The organism is Gardnerella sp. Marseille-Q9691, from assembly GCF_046507715.1.
GTDB lineage: Bacteria > Actinomycetota > Actinomycetes > Actinomycetales > Bifidobacteriaceae > Bifidobacterium > Bifidobacterium greenwoodii.
Map to the genome: position 1 here is coordinate 304,684 of NZ_JBKFXI010000001.1, position 25,748 is coordinate 330,431.

Consider the following 25,748-nt stretch of genomic DNA (forward strand, 5'->3'; position numbering starts at 1 on the left):
ATGAAAGTTATCCACAGGGCTGAACAAGTAAAACACAATAGTTTACACGATTTAATGAGCTTATAACCGTTGCAATCGTTTTTTATTGAATACTATTTCGCATATTGAGAAACTTACACATATCAAGAATTACGCTCGTAAAGCTTGATTTAATAATAAAAAATTATGAGCAAATACATAAATGTATATGTGCAATACACATTAATGAAGGGGAGTAATTATTATGACAGTAGCAGGTATTGATTTAGAAGAGAAGATTTCGCATAGTTGCATTGATGATTTTGATACTCAAAGCATATTGGAAGTTTATGGTGAAAGCGCTGATCTTTGCGATGATTCAATAGATTTTGTTGGATTGGATAATTTTACTAGTTTTGCTGGCCAAGAGATTTCGGACATTAAAGGAAAAATATATCCTTCAAAAGAATGTAGCTTCTTTATGACATTCTCAAAAGAATATGCGTATTTTAATTGTGACGAAAATTCGCAATGGGTTAAAGGCATACAGCATTGGATTCCAACAGTTTCAAAATCTTTTATTCAAAACGCGAATATAAACGGTAAAGAAAGCGCTGTTAGAAATACTGCATGTGTTGCTTTCGTACGATGGTGCGACATGTTTCTACACGACAAGAAAATGTTCGGATATGATTTAGTAAATCTTGCTATTGGAATGTTCCACAATATTAACGTCCGCGACGCAATGCTTATATCTATTTTAGATGAAAATCAAGAATGGTATGACGACAATGCTCTAGCAGAATTCGCATGGTATCCGCACACGCCTATGGTGTCAGATAGATTGCGCCAATTTTTAGAAGCTAAGTTTATTCAAACAAGCAAAAAGCCGAATATAAAAAGAGCAATAACAGCATGCAGAGTGCTACAAGTTATGGCATTTGCTACACAAAGTATACCGGAGCTAACAGTGCAAATTTACGCACTTTTAGCCTATATTAGCTGGTGGTTTAGGCTAGGTAACGTTAAAAAATATACTGAGCGAGCATTGAGTATAGATAGTGATTGTACAATGGCAAAAATTGTTGAAGGAGCTTATGAAAATAAGCTTGAACCAGCCTGGATATCAGAATGCGCCACGCCGCAAGAAAAATAAGGGGGAATAATCGTCGTGCTTAAATGGTTTACTACTTAAGGTAAAACTTGCCCTTGCTTGAACTATGCCTATATGCGCTGCAAGGGGATACTACAGGAGGAACAGTTTGACGAGCGAAGTTGAATCATCAGCTGATCAGAGCGAAGAGCAAGATGGTAATAAGCCTGTAAAAGCACGTAAAACAAGTACTGCACGACAAAGTCACGCTCGCACTTCGTCTGCTGCTAGTAAAACGCGTAGTTCTCGTTCAAAAAAAGTAGTTGAAAATCAAACTGATACTGAGTTAGGTTTGAGCGAAGTTGAATCTGAAGTTGAAGCAGAAGTTCGCAACAATAGTGATAACAGTATCGATAATGCTCAAAATGATGCTATAGAAGATGGTGATTCATTAGCTATTGACGATTCATTAGACGACGCTCATCTTGACGATGAGGATCAAATGAATTTGGAAGATTTGGATGATATTCATCCAGAAGATATAGCTGATGTTGATGATCTTGGAGATGTTGATGTAGATGTTGATAGCGATCTTGAAGATGATGTAGATGATCTTGAAGATACTGAAGACAATGATCAGCATAAGCATGATGTTCCTCAAGTTCCACAGGCTAAGGGCGCATTTATTGTTCGAGATGACGATGATGACGATAATCTAACTCCTTCCGGAAATCCTAAGCGTCGAGTTATTGCTACAGGAGCTACTGCTGACCCTGTTAAGGATTATTTGAAGCAGATTGGCCGCGTGAGCTTGCTGAACGCTGAGCAGGAAGTTGATTTGTCGGAACGTATTGAGGCTGGCTTGTACGCTCAGCATTTACTCGATACTGAGATTGACAATATGGAATTTAAGCGCAAGCGCGAACTTAAGTGGGCTGCGGCAGACGGTAAGAAAGCTAAAGATCATCTTTTGGAAGCAAACTTGCGTCTTGTTGTTTCTCTTGCTAAGCGCTATACCGGTCGTGGAATGCTTTTCCTTGATTTGATTCAGGAAGGTAATCTTGGTTTAATCCGAGCTGTAGAAAAGTTCGATTGGAAGAAGGGCTTTAAGTTCTCCACTTACGCAACATGGTGGATTCGCCAAGCAATCACTCGCGCTATGGCAGATCAGGCTCGTACAATTCGAGTTCCAGTGCACATGGTGGAAGTTATTAATAAGCTTTCTAGAGTTCAGCGTCAAATGCTTCAAGACTTGGGTCGCGAGCCTACGCCAGATGAGCTTGCGCGCGAGCTTGATATGCCAGTTGAAAAGGTGCAGGAAGTACAAAAGTATGGGCGTGAGCCTATTTCTTTGCATACACCTTTGGGTGAAGATGGCGATTCTGAGTTCGGAGATTTGATTGAGGATACTGATGCAATAGCACCATCTGATGCTGTAGCATTCTCTCTTTTGCAAGAGCAGTTCAGGCAGGTTCTTGAAACATTAGCTCCTCGGGAGGCTGGTGTTATTAAAATGCGCTACGGTTTGGAAGATGGTCAGCCTAAGACTTTGGATGATATTGGTCGCGTTTATGGCGTTACTCGTGAGCGTATTCGCCAGATTGAGTCCAAGACAATGTCTAAGTTGCGTCATCCTTCTAGATCGCAAACTTTGCGTGACTTCTTAGATCAGTGATTTTGTAACGTTATATTGCAAAAGTGTCGTGTTTCTACTTTAGTTAAGATGCGACACTTATTGCTTAATAGTTAGCTTATATAAGGGGTAGAAGTGGTCTCTAAAGAGCAAGAGCAATATGATGCCGACAGTTTGACAGTGCTAGAAGGCTTGGATGCTGTAAGAAAGCGTCCAGGAATGTATATTGGCACTACAGACAGCCAAGGATTAATGCATTGCCTCTGGGAGATTATTGACAATGCGGTTGACGAGGCTTTGGCTGGAGCTTGTGACCATATTGTTGTTACTCTTCACGACGATGGATCTATTGAAGTTGCAGATAACGGTCGTGGCATTCCAGTAGACGTTGAGCCTAAAACAAAGCTCACTGGTGTTGAAGTTGTTTTAACTAAACTTCACGCTGGAGCAAAGTTTGGTAACGCTTCTTATAATGCTGCAGGCGGTTTGCACGGCGTTGGCTCTTCTGTTGTAAACGCTTTAAGTTTGCGTTTGGATGTTGAAGTTGATAGAGACGGTAAAACGCATCATATGGCGTTCCATCAAGGGCATCCTGGTGTTTATAGTGATGCGGATCCGGAGCATCCATCTCCAGCATCTCCGTTTAAGCGCACGCGCAAAAATAAGCCTACTGAGCTTGAAATTATTGGCACTGTTTCGCCAAAAACTACCGGAACTCGTGTACGCTATTGGGCGGATCCAGAAATCTTCAATTCTACTGCTCATTTTAGCTATGAGCAGCTTATTGCTCGCGTGCGTCAAACAAGTTTCCTAGTTCCTGGCTTAAAGATTACTGTTATTGACGAGCATGTTCCTGAAGGTGAATCTGCAAATATTGAAGAAATTGATTCTCCTGAAGATAATGTTGCAGACGATAATGTTGCAGAAAATAATATTCTTGAAAATCAGTCTGATAATAGCGATGACTCTGTGGCTGAATTTGAAGAATTAGAATCTGAAACAACATTAGAAGATGAAGATAAGTCTGAAGATGAGACTGAAAATATAGCGACTGAAAATTCTGAATCTGAAGAATCAACAGCACAATCTATTGCAAATGCTGAGTCCGCTAACTCAATGCAAAATAAGCATCACCCTCGCGTGATTGAGTTTTTGCATAATGGTGGCGTTAAAGATTTCGTTGATTTTCTTTCAAAAGGTGAAGCAGTATCCGATATTTGGCGTATTTCTGGCGAAGATACGTATGTAGAAGAAACGCAAGCCGTTGATTCTGCAGGAGATTTACACGCGCAGCAGGTAACTAGAAAATGCGGTGTTGACATTGCAATGCGCTGGGTAAACGGCTACGATTCAACGATTATTAGTTTCGTAAACGTTGTTGAAACTCCTGGCGGAGGCATGCATGTTGACGGATTTATGCAGGGATTAACTAAGCAGATTCGTAAAGCAGTGGAAGATAATGCTAGAAAGCTTAAAGTAAATCTTAAAGACGCCAACACAAAAATTGAGCGTGACGACATTATGGCAGGATTGGTAGCAGTCGTAACTGTTCGAATTGCTGAACCTCAATTCCAAGGTCAAACTAAGGATGTTCTTGGAACCGCACAAGTTAAGCCAATCGTTACCAAAATGACTGACGCTCAATTTGGCGAAATGATTACCGGTTCTAAGCGAGGTTTTAAAGAGCAGTCTGCTAGAGTTTTGGAAAAAATAGTTTCCGAAATGCATGCGCGTATTCAGGCGCGTAAAACTAAGGAAGTTACGCGCAGAAAGAATGCGCTTGAGTCCGCTTCAATGCCGCCAAAACTTTCCGACTGCCAGCCTGGAAACGACGATGTTGCAGAACTTTTCATCGTCGAGGGCGATTCTGCACTTGGTACTGCAAAAGCTGCTCGAAACTCTGCTTTCCAAGCGCTTCTTCCAATTCGCGGTAAGATTTTGAACGTGCAAAAAGCAAGTCTTGCGCAAATGCTTTCCAATAAAGAGTGCGCTGCAATTATTCAGGTTGTTGGAGCAGGATCTGGCGCAAGTTTTGATATTTCGCAAGCGCGTTATAACAAGATTGTTATGATGACCGATGCAGATGTTGACGGCGCACACATTCGTATTTTGCTGCTAACGCTGTTCTACCGTTATATGCGTCCGCTTATTGAGCACGGTCACGTTTATGCTGCAGTGCCGCCTCTTCACAGGATTGCGCTCGCTGGAAAGCGCAAGGGCGAGTATATTTACACGTATTCAGACGACGAATTGGCTGGAAAGCTCAACGATTTGCAAGCTAAGGGCATTGATTTTAACAGCGATATTCAGCGTTACAAGGGCTTGGGTGAGATGGATGCAGATCAGCTTGCAGACACCACTATGGATCCTAGAACTCGCATGCTTCGAAGGATTCGTATGGAAGATGCTCAGCAGGCGAGTGAAGTATTTGATTTGCTAATGGGCGATGATGTTCCTCCGCGAAAGCAGTTTATTGTTGATAACGCAGACGACTTTGATCGTTCCAAAATCGATACCTGATTTTGCTATATAAACACTTTTTTGATAAGTGAAACTGAATTATTAATTACACGTGAATTACTTACGAGTATTGATTACGCGTAAATTACTTACACAAAATCCTCCTGTCTAGTGAATTGCTGCAGGAGGATTTTTTATGTGGACTATTTATTTAGTTATTTAGTTATTTACTAGCAAACATATCTTTTGCATACTGGTGAATGTCATCTGGATTTATCATATTGTATTTTTCTTTTATTTTCGTAAAGTATTCGCCAATTATATTTTTGCTGATTATTTTATTTGATGAATCATCAGCTTTTAGATTGCCGCGAGTAAGTATCCAAGGCTCCTCATGATGCGTAAATCGTTCAAGTTCTTTACCGCTGTAGCAGCAAATATTATCAATAACGCTATCGCATATTGCTTTTTCAGTAGCAGATAGTGTAGTTGTTAGTTCTGCTGTAAGTCTTGTGATATCGCTTTTTTGAGCGTATTTGTAATCAGCTAATTTTCCTGATGATTTAATTCCTGATATTTCTGTTGTTGGCGAATCGATTGGTGTAAAAGTGTAGTCTTTATAGCGCAAATAGACGTCTTTATACACAGGTCCATGAACCCATGCTTGACAATCATCGGTAAATAAGAACGATTTATAGAATGCAAAGTAAAAACCTTGTATATAGTACAATGATTTTTGCAAAGCAAGGGGAGTAATGTCCTCACATTTTACGAGCAAGTATTGTATTACATAGTTTATTTTGTTGCTTGAATCTGTGTTAATAGAGCCGTTATTGCTTGAAGAATTGTTGGACTTAAGCAATAGTTTTTGAGTTGCCTTGTAGCTTTTTTCGTAGCTAAGTGCGGATTTCAGATTATTTTTATTACTGATTAATAATTGCAAGTAATATTCCGGGTCATTATAAATGCGTTGCAAAATGTCAGAATATTGTTTTGAGGGGATGTCTCCGTCTGCAAATCTAGAAAATGTCTGTTCTCCCCAGCCAAGTAGCAGCGAAAGTGGTCGTTTACCTATTGAGTATTTAGTAGGTATTTCGTTGATTTTATCAAGTGGAATAATATTGTTTTCTTTACGATACTCGTCATACAATGCTCGAAGATTTGCGTCGATAATTTCTGGTACATATACGGCAGAATCGCATTCTTTGCAGTGTGCCTCTGTGCCGGTGTAGGAATATTGTTTTCCTTTAATAGATGCAGTCATTGGAATGGATTTTGTTGAGTACTCAACTTCATTCCTGCATTCTTCGCAAAATGTTTTATTTGCACGCATTTATACTCATTTTTTAGGACTAATTAACATTTACATGAACTTAATTTATGATACAAAAAATAAGCGTTTTTATCAAGAAAAATGCATCTATTGATGCATAAATAATTGCACATGTGAGCGCTTTTAAGCCCGATAAACTGTCACTGTGATCAAGTTCTGTATATCTTAAAATTATCTTTCGCTATGCGATAGGTTATTTGCTTATTGGGCTACACTTGTATAGGGAGTTTGATTTGCAAATACGAATTGGCTAATGTTGGGGAATTTTTATGATTAACCTTCTTCTTGCTGTTATTTATCTTGCTTTTATAAGCTTGGGTTTGCCGGATGCTCTTCTTGGAGCTGCGTGGCCTACTATGAGTCATGATGTTGGTGCGCAAATTTCTTGGGCTGGTGGAATATCAATGGTTATTTCTGCAGGAACAATTGTTTCTGCGCTGCTATCTAATAGGCTTACGCATAAGTTTGGCCCTGGGAAGGTTACGCTTATTTCAGTTGCTTTAACAGCTTTAGCGTTACTAGGTTTTTCTTTTGCTCCGAATTATCTTGTGCTTATTTTTCTAGCTATACCGTACGGTTTGGGTGCAGGAGGAGTGGACGCGGCTCTTAATAATTATGTTGCAGTGCATTATGAAAGCTGGCACATGAGCTGGCTTCACTGCATGTGGGGAATTGGGGCTTCAGCAGGCCCTTACGTTATGGGTTTCGCACTTTCTCACGGTCAGCGTTGGCCTGCAGGCTACCAGTATATTGCTGTTATACAAATTGCTCTCACTCTTGTGTTATTCATAAGTTTGCCGTTGTGGAAAAATAATAATAAAAAGGCAGAGCCGCATAATCTTACTGAGGTAAAGAAACAATCTTCTGGAATGCTTTCTTATGCGGAAGTTTTGCGCATTCCAGGAGCGAAAAATATTCTTATTATGTTCTTTTGCTATTGTGCGTTGGAACAAACTGCAGGATTATGGGCTAGTAGTTACATGGTTTTGCATGGGGGAGTTAGCCGCATTGTTGCAGCCGGCTGGGCAAGCTTGTTTTATGTTGGCATTACGGTTGGTCGTTTTGTAAGCGGATTTCTTACTATGCGTTTTAACGATGCAACTATGATTCGTATTGGTCAGTGCGTGATGCTTGTGGGAATTCTGGTATTGCTTCTGCCTTTGCCGAATCATATTGAGCTTATTGCAGGATTTGTAATTATTGGACTAGGATGCGCGCCAGTTTACCCATGCATTATTCATTCAACGCCTCATTATTTTGGTGCAGATAAGTCTCAAGCGATTGTTGGAATGCAAATGGCAAGTGCATATATTGGATCTATGGTAATGCCTGCTATTTTTGGCATAATTGCGCAGAATGTTTCTATGATGCTGCTTCCGGCTTATTTGCTTATTCTTCTTGTTTTAATGACTTTTATGCACGTGCGTTTGCTTCGAACTTGCGAAAGTTGAGCGTGAAAGTATTTGCGTGTGCGTTTAAGTTTAAGCTTTTATAATTTTGTATATAAATTATACCGAATTGTGGTATATTAGTTAGTGTGGTTGCATTCTTAGGATGAGATTGCAGCTGTGTGATTTTTATTTTATAAGTTTTTTAAATTTGTTGATTTTATAAGAGGGAAAAATGAACAAGAGAACTGTGCTTGTTTTATCGACTACGATGATGAGTATTGCTACGGCTGCTTGCGCTTTTTGTGTTGCGCAGACTGCGAATGCGGCTGAGAATGTTACAAGTGCGGATGCTGTTGTGAATGCTAACTCTAATGTTGCAAATCCGGGATTTTCTGACGGGGGGGGGATCCTGTCGCTAAAAATCCTGATAAAGCAAAGGGTGATGCTGGTTCTAGGGATGCTGCGCTTTCCAAGTGTGATGACAATTCGAAGAATGATTCTAGTTTCAAGGATGATGCTAGTTCCAATGGTGTTGATGCTTCGAAGCATGATGTAAATTCTAAGAGCGCGAACATTCCTAATAATGATGCTGCAAATAGTAATGTAAAAGATGATAGTTCTGCAAACGATTCGACTGATGCAAAGAAAGGCAAAGTAGCTGTATACAAGTCGGCTCAAGCTGCGAAAGAAGTATCAGAAGATAAAAAAGCAAACGTAGATAAAAATGTCAAAGATGTCAAGGGTGATAAAGAGCTAAAAGATAATAAGATTGCAACAGACTCAGCTGAAGATCGTGCGGCAAAAGATGATAAAGCGGCAGAAGAGTCCACAAATAGTGGCGAGAAGAAAAACGAAGTTAAGCTTAACGAATATGGCAAATACGATTTTACTACTGATGAGAATGTAACCAATCCGTTCCCGAATGTTATTACGCCTGATGAAGTAAAAGAGTTGCAGGATAAAACAACGTCCGCATACCCTTTCCCGCTTATTGTTAAAAGTTTTTATACTCCTGCTGGTAAAGAGTTTAAAGTTGTGAATGGAAAACCTGTAGGGGACACTCAAGAATTTACGTATACAATCCAGAATAAATATCATGATATGCTTGGTCGCATTGATAATTACATTTTTATCCCTCGTGCCGAAAAAGCGTACGGTGGTGAGGGTGAGATACGTCCATATAAATCTTCTCGTGAGTTTAGGAATAATGATGGATCTCTAAGCTTTGATTGTAGTAAAGCTCCTGATACGGTGATACCATACACGCTTGAAATAAATGGGAAATTTATTGGTAAAGACCTTACAACAAAAACGCCTTTTGAATATTACATGCATAGAAATCAAACCTTTGTGCATATGACAATGTACGGTCGCAAAGATGATGAAATTATTTATGGAAATCAATCTCTTAATTATGAGGGTTCAAGTGTTGCACCGGGATTATTTGTATTTATACCAGAGTGTGGCGCGCAGTTTCATTTTGTAGATGATTTACAATATCGCAATGTTGCACGTATTGAAGGTACTGGTGAACTTTCTCAGCGTAGTGATGGTGAAACTGACAAGTTCTCTACTAAATCGTTTACCAAGCTAAATATAACTGATTTGCAAAATTATAAAAATGTGTATAATGTAAAGTTTTGCAATAACGCTATTGCAAATTATTTTATTCCTCTTCTAAGCTACGAAGGCGACCCAAAGAAAGATATTGTTGAACGCCCAACGATGGAAGAGCTTAAAAAAACTAACATTCCTGGCTATCTTTACTACAGTAACGATATTGACACTCCTGAAGGTGGCACATTCACCACGGATAATACCAAGAAATTTGGAAACTACGATTACGGTATTGTGCGAGATAAGGATGATAATCAAGTAACAACAAAGCACTATTATGTTACTTTTAGGCCGATTCCTACGCAGCTGGTTGTACAGTACAAAGATTCGCAAAACAATATTGAGAGCGGTGAAAAGTATGCTATTTATTCTGGAAATGCTCTTGTAAGTGATACTCTTACTTCGTCTTCTAATACTCCAACAGCTCCTACAAAAGATGAACTTCAAAAGATGATTACAGACAAAAACACGTCTTTGCTTCCTGCGGCTGCTGGTTATTTTTCTGATAGCAATGCGTATCTTGCTCCTGGAAGCTATATTGTAAAGCCAACAGCTGAGGCTCCAGAGGACTATGAGTGGGTTGTTGATTCAACAGATATTGCTAACGCTCCAACTGATGCGAACGTTAATATTGCAGTGCATGCAACTGATGACGTTTCTACTCAGCAAGTTGTTACTTTCGTATTGCGAAAGAAAATTGCTACAGTAACATTTTTCGACGACGATGACAGTAAACCGTATGCTACTGTGAAAGTTCAAAAAGGTAGCTCGATTGATGGTGATGAACTGAAAAATCAGTCGATGCCTAAAAATCCTACAAAGCCTGGTTTTAATTTTAACGGTTGGTTTACTGAGAAAGATGGTAAAGGTACTAAGTTCACTGGAAATACTACTGTGAGTAGCAATATTTCTGTGCATAGTTCGTATATATCTAATCCGCCAGCTCCTACGCCTACGCCAGAGCCTGAACCAGAGCCGGATATAGATTTGACTCCGGATAAAGAGCCGGAGCCAAATCCTGTTCCAGTTCCTGATTTTCCGGTTCCTGTTGCTCCAGCTCCGATTCTGCCACCTGCTGAAGCAGAGCCGGAACCTGCACCAGCTCCTTCGCAGCCGGAACAACAGCCTAAGCACGTTGCTAAGCATCTTCCTAAAACTGGCTCAACTGCAACCTCAGTTCTCGCTTCCGCAATTGCCTCGCTTTTCGCTGGCTTCGCTGGACTTGCTGAATCATTTGCTGCAAATCGCAAGAGCAGAAACTAGTGGTAAGTGGTAAGTGGTAAGCAATACGTAGTTTTAATTGCTTAAGTTTTAATAATTAAGGCTTCTGTTTAATGTTTAATTACACTAAGCAGAAGCCTTATTTTGAGTTGAAAGCTCACTGTGCTTCAATAGCGAACAGCTGAGCCGACACTCATTCTGATTTGTTTGGTAAGTAATAATTATTAATCTGTGAGCTTGGTCACATTTTGTTATATTGATATAAGGTTATTCGTATAATTGTATGTATACGTTGCTTAGCGATGTTATGAGAGCAGAGTGTGTGAGTTTTTATTAAATAATTTTTTATATTTTCTAAAAAGAGGGCAAGATGAATAAAAGAACTTCGATTTTGCTGTCTACTACGATGGCAAGTATTGCTACTGCTGCTTGCGCTTTTTGCATGGCACAAAGCGCGAATGCGGTTGAAACTTCAACTGTTTCTGGCGTTAATACGCCTGTAAATTCTTCTGCAAATAATTCTTCTGCCACAGGTTCTAATACAGCAACTTCTTCTTCCGTAACTTCTTCTACGGCAACTTCTAATACAACAAATGGGGGGGGGTCTGCTTTCGCTAAAGGTTCTGCGAATGAAGTAAAAACTGCAGAACCAAAGAATACTGCAGAATCTGCGAAGTCATCAGAACCTAAAAAGACTGCTGAACCAGCACCATCTACAGAGCAGTCAAGTCCTGCTGACTCAGTTCAATCTTCAAATACACAACAGTCTGCGAACTCTGAGAAAGATACTAAGAATTCCAAATCTAATGGGGAAGTAACTGGTAAATCTGAATATTCTGCGTCAACTGGCAACTTAGGTAAAAGCAATTCACATGCTGAAAGCTCAACGAATCAAACTGTTCTTAAAGCTACTAGTGGAAACAATAGTACAACTGCTACAGATTCTGTATTTGATACTGAGAAAAATTATACGAAAACCGGTGAGGGCGAAACCTATATATCATACAGTTATATAAAAAATCCTAAAAAAATTACGAATCCATTTTCAGATATAATTTCAGACGCTGAAATTACAGAAGCGTTTAATAATAACGAAACTGAAATAGAAAAGATTTATTTTAAGCCTGATGCAACTCCTGATAATCCTAATCCTAAAGAGGAGCTTAGCGAACTGTACACACTTAATTATAAACAATTGGGAATATTGAAAAATATTAATGGTGAATATATTGTCTACAAAGTATATAAGAACAATTACAAAGAAGGCATTAAAAGAACTCTAACATTGATTCCTGGTGTGTCAATTAATGGAACTATCGCAAAAGATGGAAGTATTTATGCGGGATCTGAAGCAACAACTAAAGGCGCGGCTGAGCCTTTTACTGTTGAGCTAAATGGTTACAAAATTGCTGATGATTCAAAAAGGATGATAAATCTAGAGATTAGTTCATTTACAAATCACTTATATATGAAGTTGACATATAAATATAAATTTAATATCGAGTTGCTTAGAATTTCGCATTCCTACTGTCAATCAGCTTGTTATACACCATCTATACGATATTATTCTGTTGCGGACGCTCAATTCCATTTTGTAGACGACTTGCAATATAGAGCTAAGAATCCAAGAGGAGTGGATGATAAAGGTAAGTTAAAGGAGCGTGGGAACTCTGATACTCATCCATCTTTAACTGATGATGAGAAAAATAAGGGTACACTAATATCGTCAGTTCCATTTCACGAAATTGAGGGATTGCAAGATATTGGTGGCACTACTGTTGTAACAACTGATAAAGCAGGTTTCTATCGTAATGATGAAGGTGATGGTAAGACATCTATTTTGTCTTTCGACAATGATTCAGATATAAACTATGCGAAAAGACCAACACTTGCTGAGCTTATTGACAAGAATATTCCAGGCTATGTGTACTGGGATAACGATATTGACAAGCCAAATAACACCAATCATGAGTTTACGAAAGATGATGCTACTACTAAGAATCCAGGAAATCACTATCTTTCGTTTGCTTACGAAATGAAAGATGGCAAGCCTGTAAAGTTTCTTTCGCGCAAGCATTATTATGTGACTTTTAGGCCGATTCCTACGCAGCTTGTGGTGCAGTACAAAGATTCGCAAAACAAGATTGAGAGTGGTAAGAAGTATGCTATTTATTCTGGAAATACTCTTGTAAGTGATACTCTTACTTCATCTTCTAATACGCCAACAGCTCCTACAAAAGCTGAACTTCAAAAGATGATTACAGATAAAAACACGGCTTTGCTTCCTGATGCTGCTGGGTATATTTCTGACAACAATGTGTATCTTGCTCCAGGAAACTATACTGTGAATCCAACTGCTGATGCTCCAGAGAACTATGAGTGGGTTGCTGATTCAAAAGATATTGCTAATTCTTCCACTAGTGTGAACTTTAGTATTGGAGTAAATAAAAGCGATACGGATTCTACTCAAAAAGTTGTTACTTTTGTGTTGAGAAGAAAGATTGCTGTAGTCAAATTTATAAATGATGATGAAAATAATCCGTATGCAACTGTGAAAGTTCAGCAAGGTCTTTCTATTAGTGGCGATTCTTTAACTGACCAGTCGATGCCGCCTGATCCTACGAAGCCTGGTTTTACTTTTAACGGTTGGTTTACTGGGAAAGATGGTAAAGGTACTAAGTTCACTGGAAATACTACTGTTAGTAGCAGTATTTCTGTGTATAGTTCATATACGTCTAAACCTCCAACACCTCCAACGCCGGCTGGTGATAAGCCGAATCCAGTCCCGAAACCAAAGCCTATTCCAAAACCTGAGCCAGAAGCAGAGCCAGTTCCTGATTTGTCGGTTCCTGTTTCTCCAGCTCCGATTCTGACGCCTGCTGAAGCAGAGTCGGAACCTGAGCCAGCTCCAGCTCCTTCTCAACCGGAGCAACCTGAACAACAACAAGCCCAGCGCGTTGTTAAGCATCTTCCTAAAACTGGTTCAGCAGTATCTACGGTAATAAATTATTTGTTTGCATCTGTAACTGCAGGAATCTTTGCGTTTGTAGAAGCTAGAAAGTCACTTCGCAGATATTCCAAGCATGCTCGCAAAAACTAGCTTTAAAAAAGTGTAAAACTAGCAAGCAAAACGTTGCTACCCAATATGCGCAATTGGGGAAACAAGCTCGGTTCCCGAAGCGTCTCTTCGCATGTCTGGCTTAGGTAGCTCCACGCGGCTTCCTCTATCTGTTACTGCATGCAGTGGATAATATCCAACGTATGCATGAATAAGAGTATTCTGCCCCTTAAGGAATCGTTGCGAGCGCACGCCGCCAGTTCCGCGACCCTTTGTTGGGTACATGTCGAAAGGTGTAAGTTTTGCAGCACCGTTTTCTGTTCCAGGAAGAGCATCGCTGTCGCCAGCAACTGTGAATACTACTGTTCCAGTTGCGCAGAATAGTCCATTTTCGCCTTCTTCATAATGCCATTCAATGTCTTGTTCTGGCACTACTGCAAAGCTTGCAACTTTTGCACCTTCAGCTAGGCGAATTCCAGCCATTCCTCCTGCTGTACGTCCTTGTGGACGAACTTGTTTTGCGTCGAAGGTAAGAAGTGACGAATCTGTGCTAATAAACACAAGTCTGTCATTGTCTTTAGCTGGGGCTGCGGCAATAACAGCATCGTCATCTTTCAAATCAATTATGCTCCACGAGTCCATGGTTGTTGGAGCTTCGCAATTCCAGCGCTTAACTACGCCGTTTTTAGTTCCAATCGCAAGCGGGGTAGGAGATTCGGAATTTTCTAATACTATTGCTGTAACTACACGTTCTCCTCTTACGGGATCTGTGCTTTGCGTGGATGTTAACAATTCTTGTGCTTTTACGCCTTTTGTTAATTCAGAAGTTTTTCCTTCTTCGTAGTTTAGCTGCGGCAAATCAGCAACATGCGCTAATACTAGGCGTCCAGCGGAAGTAATAAGAGCGTAGCTTGCTCGAGTTGTTGTTTTAAACATTGTTGAGCAAGGAGTGTTAAAAACGTTTTCGCTGTGCGACTTCCAGCGTTCGAATGTTTCTACGTCGGTTCGTGCAATGAAACCGGAAGCACTTAACGCAACCGCACAAGGTTCGTCGCTTAATTGCAAAGCTGCGTAAGCCGCATCATTCTCTCCAGATTTACGTGCAGCACTAGCTGCAGCAGCCAAGTCTGCTTGAGTTGAAGTAAGTTTATTAGCGGACTGTACTGCTTTAATTGCAACGTCTTCGCTATCTTTGCTAATGCTTGTTTCAACAGGAACAAAACTGCCGTCTTCGTTTTCGTCTAGAAGAATTGTTCTTCGTGGAGTATCCCACTGTTTAACCGCAGAATCCATATCTGCTATTACTACTCCGTCAAGTTTTGCGTCAGAGCTTAAGATTTGATTTAGTTCGTCAATTTTTTTAAGTAAATCATCGCGTTCCGCTTCAAGCTCAATTCGGCTCATTTTTGTAAGTCTGCGAAGGCGCAAATCAAGAATGTATTGTGCTTGAATTTCGTCAAGATCAAAAACTTTGATTAACTTGGTTTTTGCACTATCTGCATCTTCAGAAGAGCGAATAACCTGAATAACCTCATCAATATCAAGTAAGGCAAGTAACAGGCCGTCAACTAAGTGTAGACGCTCTTGTGCTTTCGTGCGTCTAAACTCACTGCGTCTTCTAACAACGGTTCTGCGATGCGCAATCCACACGTCCAAAAGCTCTCGCAATCCCATTGTGTGTGGTCTTCCATCAACTAATGCAACATTGTTAATAGTGAAGCTTTCTTGAAGAGGCGTGTGCTTAAAAAGTTGCGCAAGAACTGCGTTAGGGTCAAAGCCTGTTTTTATTTCAATAACAAGGCGAGTGCCGTTGTGTCGGTCAGTTAAATCAATAGCACCCGAAATTCCGTCGAGTTTACGAGCTTTTACGCCTTGAGAAATACGCTCAAGAACACGCTCAGGACCAACCATAAACGGAAGCTCGGTAACAATAATCGCTTTTTTGCGAGCGGTAATATTTTCAATATGTGTTGTGGAACGCGTTGTAAACGCTCCGCGCCCAGTTTCGTAAGCTTCACGAATGCCGCTTCTGCCAATAATAATTCCTCCGCCTGGCCAGTCTGGTCCTGGAACGAGTTTCATAAGATCGTCCAATGTGGCTTCAGGATGTTTCATAACATATTTTGCTGCAGAAACTACTTCGCCTAAATTATGCGTTGCCATGTTTGTTGCCATGCCAACAGCAATGCCGGAAGCTCCGTTTACAAGAAGATTTGGAATAGCAGATGGAAGTACAGTAGGCTCTTTTAGTTTGTTGTCGTAGTTTGGAGCAAAATCAACAGTATCTTCGTTAATATCCGCGTTCATTCCAAGAGCTGCGGGAGCTAAACGTGCTTCCGTGTAGCGGGATGCTGCAGGACCGTCGTCAAGAGAACCAAAATTACCGTGTCCGTCAACAAGTGGTAAACGTAGTGAGAACGGCTGAGCAAGGCGAACCATTGCCTCATAAATTGCAGAATCACCGTGAGGATGCAGCTTACCCATTACTTCGCCAACAACGCGAGCAGACTTCATGTAAGCGTGATCAGGGCTTAAATTCATGTTGCCCATTTGGTAAATGATGCGTCGCTGAACAGGTTTCATGCCGTCTCTAGCATCTGGAAGAGCACGCGCGTAAATAACAGAATAAGCGTATTCAAGGAATGATTTGCTCATTTCTTCATTCAATGGTGTTTCAACAATATGCTCTTTGACTTTTCTTGGGTCGAAAGCTTGTTGTGTTGAGTGACGGCGTGAAGGCATATTTAGAACTCCTTGAATGACATTACGGCTCTCAATACTACCAATTTCTATGCACAAACTGTAAGTATTTTCTTAATATTGTTAATAAAAGTAGGTTTATTTGCTGAAGATTTGTTACTAATTTAGTATTTTTTATTTTGCTAGAATGATTTTGCTTTCTCAGTATTAGTGCTTAGTAGCGGTTAGCAGTAGTAGCTTGTGGTTCTATATAAGTGGTTCAATAGTGTGTATGAGTGTTGATGTGCCATCTAAAAAAGAATTGTTGCAGTTTGTAAGCAATATTACTTATGGAGATTTTTCCAGCTCAACTTTGCAAGATTATTCGCATGATTCTTGCTCTGAGCAAAGTGGCGGAGCTTTTCATCTTTCATCCGTTTTACCAGCTTTAAGCGATGCAATTGGCGCTCCTATAAGTACTAAAGTGCATGAAAATCCAGCTTTTTTGCGCGAAAGTCTTGGTTTTCCTAAAGTAAAATCTGCAATTGTTGTTTTAGTTGACGGATTGGGATACTGGAATATTCTAATGCGTCAAGGTCATGCACCATATTTGCGTTCTCTTTTAAATGAGCCTAAAAATCAGCGCCCTATTAAATCTTGTATTCCAAGCACAACTGTTGCTGCAATGGCAACGTTTGGCACAGGCACATGCCCAGGTCTTACTTGCATGACTGGCTATACTCAAAAAAATGCTCAAACTGGAAAGCTTGCTCAACTTATTCAATTTAAGGATGCTCCAAATCCTCTGGAATTGCAGCAGCAACCAACAGTGTTTGAAAGCCTAGTTTCTAAAGGTTTTCGTGCAGATAGTATTAGTTTGCCTAAGTTTGAAAATTCCCCACTTACTCAAGCTGCTTTTCGTGGAGCTACTTATATTACTGCTGGAACTCCTAGAGCTAGAATCATGAAAGCCGCCAATACTACTAAAACTCCGGGATTAACTTATTTGTATTTAAGAGATACGGATAAGGTTGGGCATAATTATGGATGGGATTCTGAGCATTGGGTTGCCGCTTTTGAGCAGGTTGATTCGCAGTTGCGCTTGTTGCAACGAAATTGCGCTAAAGGTACTTTGATTGTTATTACTGCCGACCACGGTATGATTCAGTCTGACCCTAACTCTCGTATTGATATTGCTAAAAGTGAAGAGTTAATGCGCGGAGTTGAACTGGTTGGTGGAGAACCTCGCTCTGTTATGCTTTATGCGAATAAAAACACTAATCCAGAAGATATTATTGAAAGATGGCGCAAAATTATTGGTGAAAATGCGCTTATTCGCAGCAAAAAGCAGGCTATCTTAGATGGCGTTTTTGGCAAGGTTGATCCGCGAGCAGAATCTGTTCTTGGCGACGTTCTAGTTCAGGCTCGTAACTCTTTTACTATTGTTGATTCTCGAACTCAAACAGAAAAAGCTATGAGCTTACCAAGTGTTCATGGGTCAATGACTCACATGGAAATGGATATTCCATGTCTTATTGATTTAGTGTGAATTTTTTAGCTTAAATTTCGTAGTAAAAATTCGCTCTAAAATCAAAAGAATCAGCCTTCGCCAAATAAAATCTCATCCCAGCTTGGAACTGCAGCTCTTCCACTTCGTCTCTTATTGTTATTGTGATCTGCATGATCTAAAGAGTTTTTCTTCGCAGAATCAGACTCTTGATTAGCGTCAAATTCGGCTTCATTATTTGTAGAAGTGGTATTCAAAGATTTTGCAGCATCAGAATTTACTTTTTCTGCGTTTTCAGCTGCTTCAACTCTTTTTGCTTTCTCAGCTTTTTCGGTTTGCTTTACTTTGTCTGCCAAAGATTTTTGCGCTTCACTCGAGTCGTAGGAAAGAATGTTAGACGATGCATCTTGTTCATCATAATCTGACTGTATAAGCGAAGGTTGCTGAGCTCTGCTGCTATTTGATAGCGCGTTTTCGGCTAAATCATTTGAAGAATCCGCGATTTTCCTAGATTTTGCCTGCTTATGCTCTTGCTTAGAATCAGAACTATCAGAAATATCAGAGCTATTCGAAATTTCAGAAAGCTTGTCACTATTTCGAAGCTCCCATTGTGAAACAGCACGTTCAATTCTTGCTGAACGAATTGAATTTCCCGGCAACTCTTCTGTTGAAAATGGGAAGTTTATGCTTACAGTGTCACGGTACATTCCGCCGTATTGTGCTTGCTTAGCAGCATCATTACCATTTGCGTCTTCTCCAAGAAGTAAACGAGAAGATGGATTAGCGCATGTTACTGAGTTGTCGTGCATGTTCCAAGTCCACTCAGCTTTAATAGTGCGTGTTGCAGTTTTGAAAGTAGCGCTAATAAGCCATGGTTCTAAGCCTCGGCGTGTCGCGCGCCATTGAACTGTTTCCATGCCAATATGAGCTTTGGCAAGAGTGCGCTCTATTAAATCTGCAAGTGTGCGCATATTGCTTTGTTTTGGTGCAGGAACAAGCAGGAATTGCTCAATAGCGTATTGTTTTTCTGTTTCTACTCCAGCAGAAAATCGCCTTACTTGAGCTTCGCTTACGTTATAGCGCTTAGCAACGTGGCTTGGATCAACTCCAGCGCGAATTAAAGCCTGAATCTGCGAAATAGGCAGGGTAGCGTTCGACGATGCTGCAGATACGTTATTATCTGCCGAATTATTATCGCTATGCTTTTGAGTAATCTTTTGTGATTCAGCGATAGCGTGTTCCAGCGTGTCGTCCACTTTAATGCTTAACGGCGTGTTTTCAAAAATAAAAATCAAATTGCCGTCTGCATCAACATGGTCAAAACTCGCCTCTTTTGGCGGATTTTCAAGCATTGTGCACCACTTTCTTCGCTTTTAACAATACTATGTATATACTTTAGTCCATACACTGCATTCTTTACCATTCTATATAAGATAAAATGTGTGTATTATATGCGGGGTGGCATTAATGTATGCTATGCGCGTAGGTAGCTTAAAACGAAAGGACCATAATGGCACAGGATTATGATTCTCCTCGTAGTAAAGATGAGGACGAAGAGTCGTTGGAAGCTTTGAGCAAAAGCTCTCAAAATTCCAGCAGCGACATTGACGATGACGAGAATGCTATTGCTGAAGACTACGAGTTACCAGGTGCTGATTTAAGCAATGAAGATGCGTCTGTAACTGTTATTCCTATGCAAGGTGATGAATTTATTTGTTCTGAATGTTTCCTTGTAAAGCATCGTAGTCAATTAGCAGAAACTACGGCTGATGGACAGCCTGTTTGCAAGGAGTGCGCAGCTTAAATGGCATACGACGAGACCTACACTGGCCCCGAGCAGGTTGAGGTATTAATTCAATATCTCGATGGCGAATCCTCCACTATGCAGCCGCTTTGCTATGCACATGCTGGCGATGCTGGTGCAGATTTGCGTACTACTGAGGATATTACTTTGCGTCCATTTGAACGTGCTTTAGTTCCAACTGGGGTTGCTATTGCTTTGCCAGCTGGATACGTTGCTTTGGTTCATCCTCGTTCTGGTCTTGCCGCAAAACAGGGAGTAACTGTGTTGAATGCTCCTGGAACGGTTGACGCTGGGTATCGTGGCGAAATTAAAGTACCGCTTATTAATTTAGATCCAGAAAATACCGTGAAATTTAATCGCGGCGATCGTATTGCTCAATTGGTTATACAGCGTTATGTAGAAGCACAATTTATTCCAGCAACACAATTGCCTGGTTCTGATCGTTCAAATAAAGGCTTTGGTTCAACCGGCGTACAATAATTTTTTTAGTAAATCCGACCAGTTTTAGCGCTGAGTCGGATTTATTGTATTATTTGACAATTTTGTAGAGCATAACGCATTTTTGCGGGTAGGATAGTAGACAATACAGGAGGTGTGCTGCGATGGGTGAACTTCAAGATGATGTAAAAGGCGCTCATAGGCTTGGGTGCGAAATCAGTGAGGATTCTCGTAACCCATTGCTGCCAATATTAAACATGTGCAAGTGGCATCATCCCGATGAAGATATGACTATTCTTCATCGTGCTTACGCCCGCGCAGTAAAACAGCATACAGGTCAGCGTCGTAAATCAGGCGAGCCTTATATTATTCATCCTCTTGCAGTTGCGCAGATTCTTGCAGATCTTGGCATGGGTCCGATTGTTGTTGCGGCAGGATTATTGCACGACACTGTTGAAGACACTGATTACACGTTAGAAGAATGTCGTGCAGAATTTGGTGACACTGTAGCCGGATTAGTTGATGGTGTTACAAAAATCTCCAAGATGGAGTATGGCGAAAGCGCACAAGCTGAAACAATTCGAAAAATGGTTGTTGCTATGAGCCGAGATGTGCGAGTGCTTGTTGTAAAACTTGCAGACCGCTTACACAATGCTCGCACATGGCGTTATGTTAAACCAGCAAGTTCACACAAAAAAGCTCGAGAAACTCTTGACGTGTATGCTCCTCTTGCAAACCGTCTTGGTATGAATGCTATTAAAACTGAGCTTGAAGAACTTAGCTTCAAAGTTCTTTATGCAAAAATTTATAACGAAATTGTTGTACTTGTTGCTCGTAGAGCTGGTCAGCGCGAAGTTTATTTGCGTCAAATTCTTGAAGAAATCAACGAAGATTTAGCAGTTCAACACATAGAAGCATCAGTAAAGGGTCGTCCAAAAGATTATTTCTCGATTTATCAAAAAATGATTGTTCGCGGTCATGATTTTGAGAATATTTACGATCTTGTTGGCGTTAGAATTATTGTTGACTCTATTCGAGATTGCTATGCCGCATTAGGAGCGGTTCATGCGCGTTGGAGCCCTGTTCCGGGTCGTTTTAAGGACTATATTGCAACTCCTAAACTAAATATGTATCAGAGCTTGCACACTACTGTTGTTGGTCCTGGTGGAAAGCCTGTAGAAATTCAGATTCGTACTTGGGATATGCATAGGCGTGCTGAATTTGGTATTGCTGCACACTGGAAGTACAAGGCAAACGGTCAGGCTGGTAGGGCTTTAAGTAAGCCAGACAGAGATGACCGTAAGCGTGAAGGTGAGCTTGAAGATCGTAAAGAGCTTAGTGAAGCAGATAATCTTAAGTGGATTCAGCAGCTTGCCGATTGGACTAGTGAAACGCCTGATTCTGATGAGTTCCTAGGTTCATTAAAGCAAGATCTTGGAGCTTCTGAAGTTTACGTGTTTACTCCAAAGGGAAGTATTGTTGCTCTTCCTCAAGATGCAACGCCGGTTGATTTTGCTTATTCGGTTCACACTGAAGTTGGTCACCGCATGATGGGCGCAAGAGTGAACGGAAGATTAGTTCCTTTGGACACTAAGCTTACAAATGGTGACACGGTTGAAGTTCTTACTTCAAAGTCAGATACCGCCGGTCCGTCTCGTGATTGGCTGAGTTTTGTTAAAAGTCCACGTGCTCGAAATAAGATTCGTCAGTGGTTTAGCAAGGAACGTCGCTCTGAGGCCATTGAAGAGGGCAAGGACGAGCTAACTCGCGCTATGCGTAAACGTAACTTGCCTTTAACTACTTTAATGACACAGCAGGCTTTAATTGGCGTTGCTGATGAACTCAATTTGCCTACTAACGTTGAATCGTTGTATGCAGCTATTGGCGAAGGCCAAGTTTCTACGCAAAATGTCATTTCGCGCTTAGTAAAAGATGCTGGTGCAGATGAGGTCGCAGAAGAAGTAGAGCAGGAAGCATTACCTCTTAAGAATGTAGAGCGCAATAGAAAATCTAATGGTGCTTTAGGTGTTTCTGTTAAGGGTGTTGGAGACGTTTGGGTAAAGCTTGCAAGATGTTGTATGCCTGTTCCAGGAGATAACATCATTGGTTTTATTACTAGAAATCAAGGCGTGTCTGTGCATCGAACTGACTGCCAGAATATGCTTGATTTACAAAAAACTCAGCCTGAACGAGTTATTCCTGTTCAATGGACAAGCGATAAGGGTTTGTTCTTAGTAAAGGTCCAGGTTGAGGCTTTGGATAGGCAACACTTGCTATCTGATGTTACTCGCGTACTTTCGGATCATGGCGTAAATATTCTTTCCGGAACTATTGCCACTGGAGACGACCGTGTTGCAACAAGCCAGTTTACGTTTGAAATGGCAGACCCTCAGCATCTGAACACGCTTTTAGCTGCTATTCGTAAGATTGAAGGCGTTTTTGACGTTTATCGTATTACTGGCGCAAAAGATAGCGCTGAGCCTCGTTTGCGTAAAATGGAGCGCGGAGACTTATAAATAAAATAAAATAAAATGAAATAAGATAAGATAAAAATAAGAAGGACGTCCAGCTTTGGAACGTCCTTCTTTATTAATCGCACATTTTGAATGCGCATCCGTCTAATTTCAGGCGGTAACAGCCTTCTTCAACAAGGAACCAGCGGAGATACGTACACCGTAAGAAGCTGGAATCTTGATGGTTTCGCCGGTACGAGGGTTGCGGCCAGTGCGCTCAGCGCGCTTTACGCGCTCTGCGGAGAACAGACCAGTGAGCTTCAAACCTTCACCAGACTGCAAAGCCTCAACGAACACATCCTGGAATGCGTTGACGGCGGCCTCGGCCTGTGCCTTGGTCAGGTTGGACTTCTGTGCGATCTTAGAAACGAGATCAGACTTGTTGTATGCCATGCAGCATCCTTTGGGTCAGGGGCCTTCTTTGCAAAGGCCACGTTCATTCTCGATACTAATACATTTTCCCTACAAATGTGGCCATTTTTAGCATTTTTTTCAATAATTTTATGTATTTTTTTATAAAAAACTCATTCTGAATAGTCTTATTGCGATTTTTTGATAGAAAAATACACAAAAGTTGAGTAATTAAGCCATTTATATTAGCTCACGGCTGCTAAGCCAATTCATAGCAAAAGCACCAATAGGAATTCTTAGCCAGTAGAACATAAGCCTATAAAGCAAGGTTGCAGACAATGCAATAGTAGGTGGAACTCCAACAGACGTAAACGCAAAAGTAAGAGAAGCTTCAACCGCGCCTAAGCCGCCAGGTGTTGGTATTGCGGATCCTGCAGTATTTGCAAGAATGAACAAAAGTATTGTTTCCCAAGGGTTCGCATAGTAGCCAAACGCAAGTAATGCAACCCAATATCCCAATCCAATGCAAGCAACCAGCACAATCGCTCCAAAAGATCCGCCAATAAGCTGAAGAGGGTGTGAAACAAGCTCTTTAATCTGTCTGCCATAATCAGACAGTATTGGAAGATAATGTTTGCGAATAATTTTACGAGCCTTAGGAATGGCCATTAAAGTGCATATTAACAAGGTTATTATGCCAATAACTGTAATAAGCATGTGTGTTGGAATCATTCCAGAAAGCACATTCTTTCCAGTAAAAATACCAATAACAAGAAGAACAATAGTTGTTATTAAAGCTTGAATAAGCCATACTGCGCTAGTTATAGCAGTAGCTTGAGTTGAATTGTAGCCATTCTTTTTCAATAATTGCATATTGACGAAAGCAGGGCCAACGCCTGCAGGCATAGAAACTGCTGTAAAACCTGATGCTGCTTGAGAAGCAAACAAAACCGTAGAAGACGGTTTTTGATCATCCATAAACGATCCTAAAGTAATTGCAGAGCCAACCCAAGCAAGCATACTGAAAATAAAGCAAAGCAAAACCATTAGATTATTAGCATGCTTCAACGCTGCAAACACTTCTTGAGGATGCCATTGTGTTGCAATAACAGCAATAGCAATAATTGCTAAAACAAGGCTCACAAAGAATCGAATATTAAAACGAGCCAATCGTACTGTATCGTAGTCTTCTTCATCAGTATGAAGCGCTACTGTTTGGCTTAGATTATTGCAAAGATGCTCAAAAACTTTCTTATTCCAAGAAGGAAGAGAACGTGTTGAGGCAGGAATAGCAGCTTTTTGCATAAAAGGAAGTATTTCTGCAAGCTTGTCTGCACCCCAAGCGTTAAGAGCGGCTTTGATTGAAGTTTCAATATCTGTGCATGCAGCAATAAGAGTCAATAATTGAACTTTATCTAAAGCAATATTTGTTGAATCGCTGGCAACATCGCCATTTTGCCATCCTGCAATAACAGGAGTTCCATCCTCTAAACGTGCAATAGTTTCTGGAGTAATTCTTCTATGCGTAATTCCTCGCATATTTGCAGCGTCAACGTATCTCATAAGTTTTGCCGCATCTTCAACAGTTAGAGTGTTCAAATTACAAGGAAGTAAAGCATTTGCTGCGTGAAAAACCATGATTGATGATTTATCGCTGTCAGATACTCCGTAAACATTAGCAGTTGGCAAATGAAGATTTCTCAATACAAGAAGCATTGAAAGATGATGGTGAACGGAATGTCTTGCTGAACGGTCACGTCGAGTTGGAATATCAATTAAACGCACCCACTGCCACAGCTGATTCAAATATCCAGGTAAATGCACTTGATTGTCTAAAACTGAAATAACATAGTGCATTCCGTGAATATCAGTTGCGTCATAAAGTCTTGAATTTTCGATTAAATCGTCATCCAAGCTTGAGCGTAACACTCCAGTATGGTCAGCCTGCTGAGTTCTGCGAGTAAGCTGAGTTAGATTATCTATACCAATATTTTTAAGCGCAATAACGATGTCATCACCCCAAGCGCCTTTACTGCTCGTACCTTTAGCAAATCTTATTAATGTTCCAATAGTTCTTCCTACGCAACAAGAAATAAGCGCTGCAGGGTAGGAGTCCCATGAAGAAAATAGCAGTATTGCAGAAACAATAAACAGAGCATTCCAGCCCCACATTACATGCTTATATTCTTTACGCGGGCCACTTACTGTAAGAAACGCAACCAGAACAGCGTACATGTCTGGCAATAATTCTGTTACTGAATTTGTTGGTTGAGAATGCAATGCAGAAAGCAGGGGCAAATTGTGTGTAGAAGCAATAGCGTCAGAAAGCAGCCATATTGAGCCGTAGCTTACAAACAGCGTAATAACAGAAATAGCAGTATCAATCCAACGCTTTTGTGCAGCCATAAAAGCAATTACTTCTGCAACAACAATAAGCGTTAAACCCTGCTGTATTAACGCGCATGGAATTCCGGTAACAGTAAGACCAATTATTTTACTAGCGCTACGGGCATCAATTTCCACGCCGACTGTTGTTGCAGAAAGCCACATTGCTGACAAAACTGTAAGTACGGCAACAGCAATAGCTGAAAGTGCGTACAGCAAATCAGCCCAATTTCTCACTAAACTTGGCTGAGTGTCTTCAATAACAAGATTTGGATTTATGCGAGATTGCATTGTTCTTACCGTTTAC

General features: G+C 40.6%; 16 protein-coding genes. 11 read left to right on the plus strand and 5 right to left on the minus strand.

Annotated elements, in window-relative coordinates; translation table 11 throughout:
* Nucleotides 1-223: 223 nt before the first annotated feature.
* The 3 genes from ACLD6A_RS01285 (at nt 224) to ACLD6A_RS01295 (ending at nt 5,204) form a co-directional block, all read left to right on the plus strand.
* Nucleotides 224-1,114 carry a hypothetical protein gene (locus ACLD6A_RS01285; RefSeq protein ID WP_410313358.1) on the plus strand — a complete coding sequence of 297 codons (891 nt, stop codon included), beginning with the start codon at nt 224-226 and terminating at the stop codon, nt 1,112-1,114.
* Nucleotides 1,115-1,220: 106 nt separating this feature from the next.
* Entirely contained in the window at nt 1,221-2,726 is a 1,506-nt protein-coding gene (locus ACLD6A_RS01290) for an RNA polymerase sigma factor (protein WP_410313359.1), read from the plus strand.
* A 93-nt stretch (nt 2,727-2,819) separates the two neighbouring features.
* Nucleotides 2,820-5,204 carry a DNA gyrase subunit B gene (locus tag ACLD6A_RS01295; protein WP_410313360.1) on the plus strand — a complete coding sequence of 795 codons (2,385 nt, stop codon included), beginning with the start codon at nt 2,820-2,822 and terminating at the stop codon, nt 5,202-5,204.
* A 163-nt stretch (nt 5,205-5,367) separates the two neighbouring features.
* Here ACLD6A_RS01295 and ACLD6A_RS01300 read toward each other — a convergent pair whose 3' ends face one another.
* Nucleotides 5,368-6,477 (minus strand): type II TA system antitoxin MqsA family protein, encoded by a 1,110-nt coding sequence (locus ACLD6A_RS01300; protein ID WP_410313361.1) that lies wholly within the window; start codon nt 6,475-6,477, stop codon nt 5,368-5,370.
* Between the two features lie 269 nt (nt 6,478-6,746).
* Between ACLD6A_RS01300 and ACLD6A_RS01305 the strand changes: the two genes are divergently transcribed.
* The 4 genes from ACLD6A_RS01305 (at nt 6,747) to ACLD6A_RS01320 (ending at nt 13,806) form a co-directional block, all read left to right on the plus strand.
* Nucleotides 6,747-7,928, plus strand: coding sequence for an MFS transporter (locus ACLD6A_RS01305; protein ID WP_410313362.1), 1,182 nt, complete (start codon nt 6,747-6,749; stop codon nt 7,926-7,928).
* A gap of 172 nt (nt 7,929-8,100) precedes the next feature.
* Nucleotides 8,101-8,424, plus strand: coding sequence for a hypothetical protein (locus ACLD6A_RS01310; protein ID WP_410313363.1), 324 nt, complete (start codon nt 8,101-8,103; stop codon nt 8,422-8,424).
* Between the two features lie 17 nt (nt 8,425-8,441).
* Complete coding sequence (locus tag ACLD6A_RS01315) at nt 8,442-10,748, plus strand: InlB B-repeat-containing protein (RefSeq protein WP_410313608.1); 2,307 nt, start codon at nt 8,442-8,444, stop codon at nt 10,746-10,748.
* 328 nt (nt 10,749-11,076) lie between these two features.
* A complete protein-coding gene (locus ACLD6A_RS01320) occupies nt 11,077-13,806 on the plus strand; it encodes an InlB B-repeat-containing protein (protein ID WP_410313364.1) in 2,730 nt (909 codons plus the stop codon).
* Nucleotides 13,807-13,842: 36 nt separating this feature from the next.
* On the opposite strand, the gene ACLD6A_RS01325 is transcribed toward ACLD6A_RS01320, so the two are convergent.
* On the minus strand, nt 13,843-16,506 hold the full coding sequence (locus ACLD6A_RS01325) for a DNA topoisomerase (ATP-hydrolyzing) subunit A (RefSeq protein WP_410313365.1): 2,664 nt from the start codon (nt 16,504-16,506) through the stop codon (nt 13,843-13,845).
* 229 nt (nt 16,507-16,735) lie between these two features.
* Between ACLD6A_RS01325 and ACLD6A_RS01330 the strand changes: the two genes are divergently transcribed.
* On the plus strand, nt 16,736-17,992 hold the full coding sequence (locus ACLD6A_RS01330) for an alkaline phosphatase family protein (RefSeq protein ID WP_410313366.1): 1,257 nt from the start codon (nt 16,736-16,738) through the stop codon (nt 17,990-17,992).
* A gap of 50 nt (nt 17,993-18,042) precedes the next feature.
* On the opposite strand, the gene sepH is transcribed toward ACLD6A_RS01330, so the two are convergent.
* Nucleotides 18,043-19,302: a septation protein SepH gene (gene sepH / locus ACLD6A_RS01335; protein ID WP_246905085.1), complete on the minus strand. Its 1,260-nt coding sequence runs from the start codon at nt 19,300-19,302 to the stop codon at nt 18,043-18,045.
* Nucleotides 19,303-19,460: 158 nt separating this feature from the next.
* Here sepH and ACLD6A_RS01340 point away from each other — a divergent pair, with 158 nt between their 5' ends.
* From ACLD6A_RS01340 to ACLD6A_RS01350, 3 genes are all read left to right on the plus strand, one after another.
* The gene (locus ACLD6A_RS01340) at nt 19,461-19,754 is read left to right on the plus strand and encodes a DUF4193 domain-containing protein (protein ID WP_004128217.1); all 294 of its coding nucleotides are present in this window, start codon (nt 19,461-19,463) and stop codon (nt 19,752-19,754) included.
* Nucleotides 19,755-20,234 (plus strand): dUTP diphosphatase, encoded by a 480-nt coding sequence (dut, locus tag ACLD6A_RS01345; RefSeq protein WP_004128220.1) that lies wholly within the window; start codon nt 19,755-19,757, stop codon nt 20,232-20,234. It begins immediately after the preceding gene.
* Between the two features lie 122 nt (nt 20,235-20,356).
* A complete protein-coding gene (locus ACLD6A_RS01350) occupies nt 20,357-22,708 on the plus strand; it encodes a RelA/SpoT family protein (RefSeq protein ID WP_410313367.1) in 2,352 nt (783 codons plus the stop codon).
* A gap of 108 nt (nt 22,709-22,816) precedes the next feature.
* Here ACLD6A_RS01350 and ACLD6A_RS01355 read toward each other — a convergent pair whose 3' ends face one another.
* Both ACLD6A_RS01355 and ACLD6A_RS01360 read right to left on the minus strand, forming a co-directional pair.
* Nucleotides 22,817-23,098, minus strand: coding sequence for an HU family DNA-binding protein (locus ACLD6A_RS01355; RefSeq protein WP_004119480.1), 282 nt, complete (start codon nt 23,096-23,098; stop codon nt 22,817-22,819).
* 198 nt (nt 23,099-23,296) lie between these two features.
* Nucleotides 23,297-25,732, minus strand: coding sequence for a YbhN family protein (locus ACLD6A_RS01360; protein WP_410313368.1), 2,436 nt, complete (start codon nt 25,730-25,732; stop codon nt 23,297-23,299).
* Nucleotides 25,733-25,748: the final 16 nt, after the last annotated feature.

What these genes read in the sequence shown, in the direction of transcription:
- ACLD6A_RS01320 (WP_410313364.1), top strand. Translation starts at nt 11,077, where the DNA reads ATGAATAAAAGAACTTCGATTTTGCTGTCTACTACGATGGCAAGTATT.
- ACLD6A_RS01305 (WP_410313362.1), top strand. Translation starts at nt 6,747, where the DNA reads ATGATTAACCTTCTTCTTGCTGTTATTTATCTTGCTTTTATAAGCTTG.
- ACLD6A_RS01340 (WP_004128217.1), top strand. Translation starts at nt 19,461, where the DNA reads ATGGCACAGGATTATGATTCTCCTCGTAGTAAAGATGAGGACGAAGAG.
- ACLD6A_RS01285 (WP_410313358.1), top strand. Translation starts at nt 224, where the DNA reads ATGACAGTAGCAGGTATTGATTTAGAAGAGAAGATTTCGCATAGTTGC.
- sepH (WP_246905085.1), bottom strand. Translation starts at nt 19,302, where the DNA reads ATGCTTGAAAATCCGCCAAAAGAGGCGAGTTTTGACCATGTTGATGCA.
- ACLD6A_RS01330 (WP_410313366.1), top strand. Translation starts at nt 16,736, where the DNA reads ATGAGTGTTGATGTGCCATCTAAAAAAGAATTGTTGCAGTTTGTAAGC.
- ACLD6A_RS01360 (WP_410313368.1), bottom strand. Translation starts at nt 25,732, where the DNA reads ATGCAATCTCGCATAAATCCAAATCTTGTTATTGAAGACACTCAGCCA.
- ACLD6A_RS01350 (WP_410313367.1), top strand. Translation starts at nt 20,357, where the DNA reads ATGGGTGAACTTCAAGATGATGTAAAAGGCGCTCATAGGCTTGGGTGC.
- dut (WP_004128220.1), top strand. Translation starts at nt 19,755, where the DNA reads ATGGCATACGACGAGACCTACACTGGCCCCGAGCAGGTTGAGGTATTA.
- ACLD6A_RS01325 (WP_410313365.1), bottom strand. Translation starts at nt 16,506, where the DNA reads ATGCCTTCACGCCGTCACTCAACACAACAAGCTTTCGACCCAAGAAAA.
- ACLD6A_RS01355 (WP_004119480.1), bottom strand. Translation starts at nt 23,098, where the DNA reads ATGGCATACAACAAGTCTGATCTCGTTTCTAAGATCGCACAGAAGTCC.
- ACLD6A_RS01310 (WP_410313363.1), top strand. Translation starts at nt 8,101, where the DNA reads ATGAACAAGAGAACTGTGCTTGTTTTATCGACTACGATGATGAGTATT.
- ACLD6A_RS01300 (WP_410313361.1), bottom strand. Translation starts at nt 6,477, where the DNA reads ATGCGTGCAAATAAAACATTTTGCGAAGAATGCAGGAATGAAGTTGAG.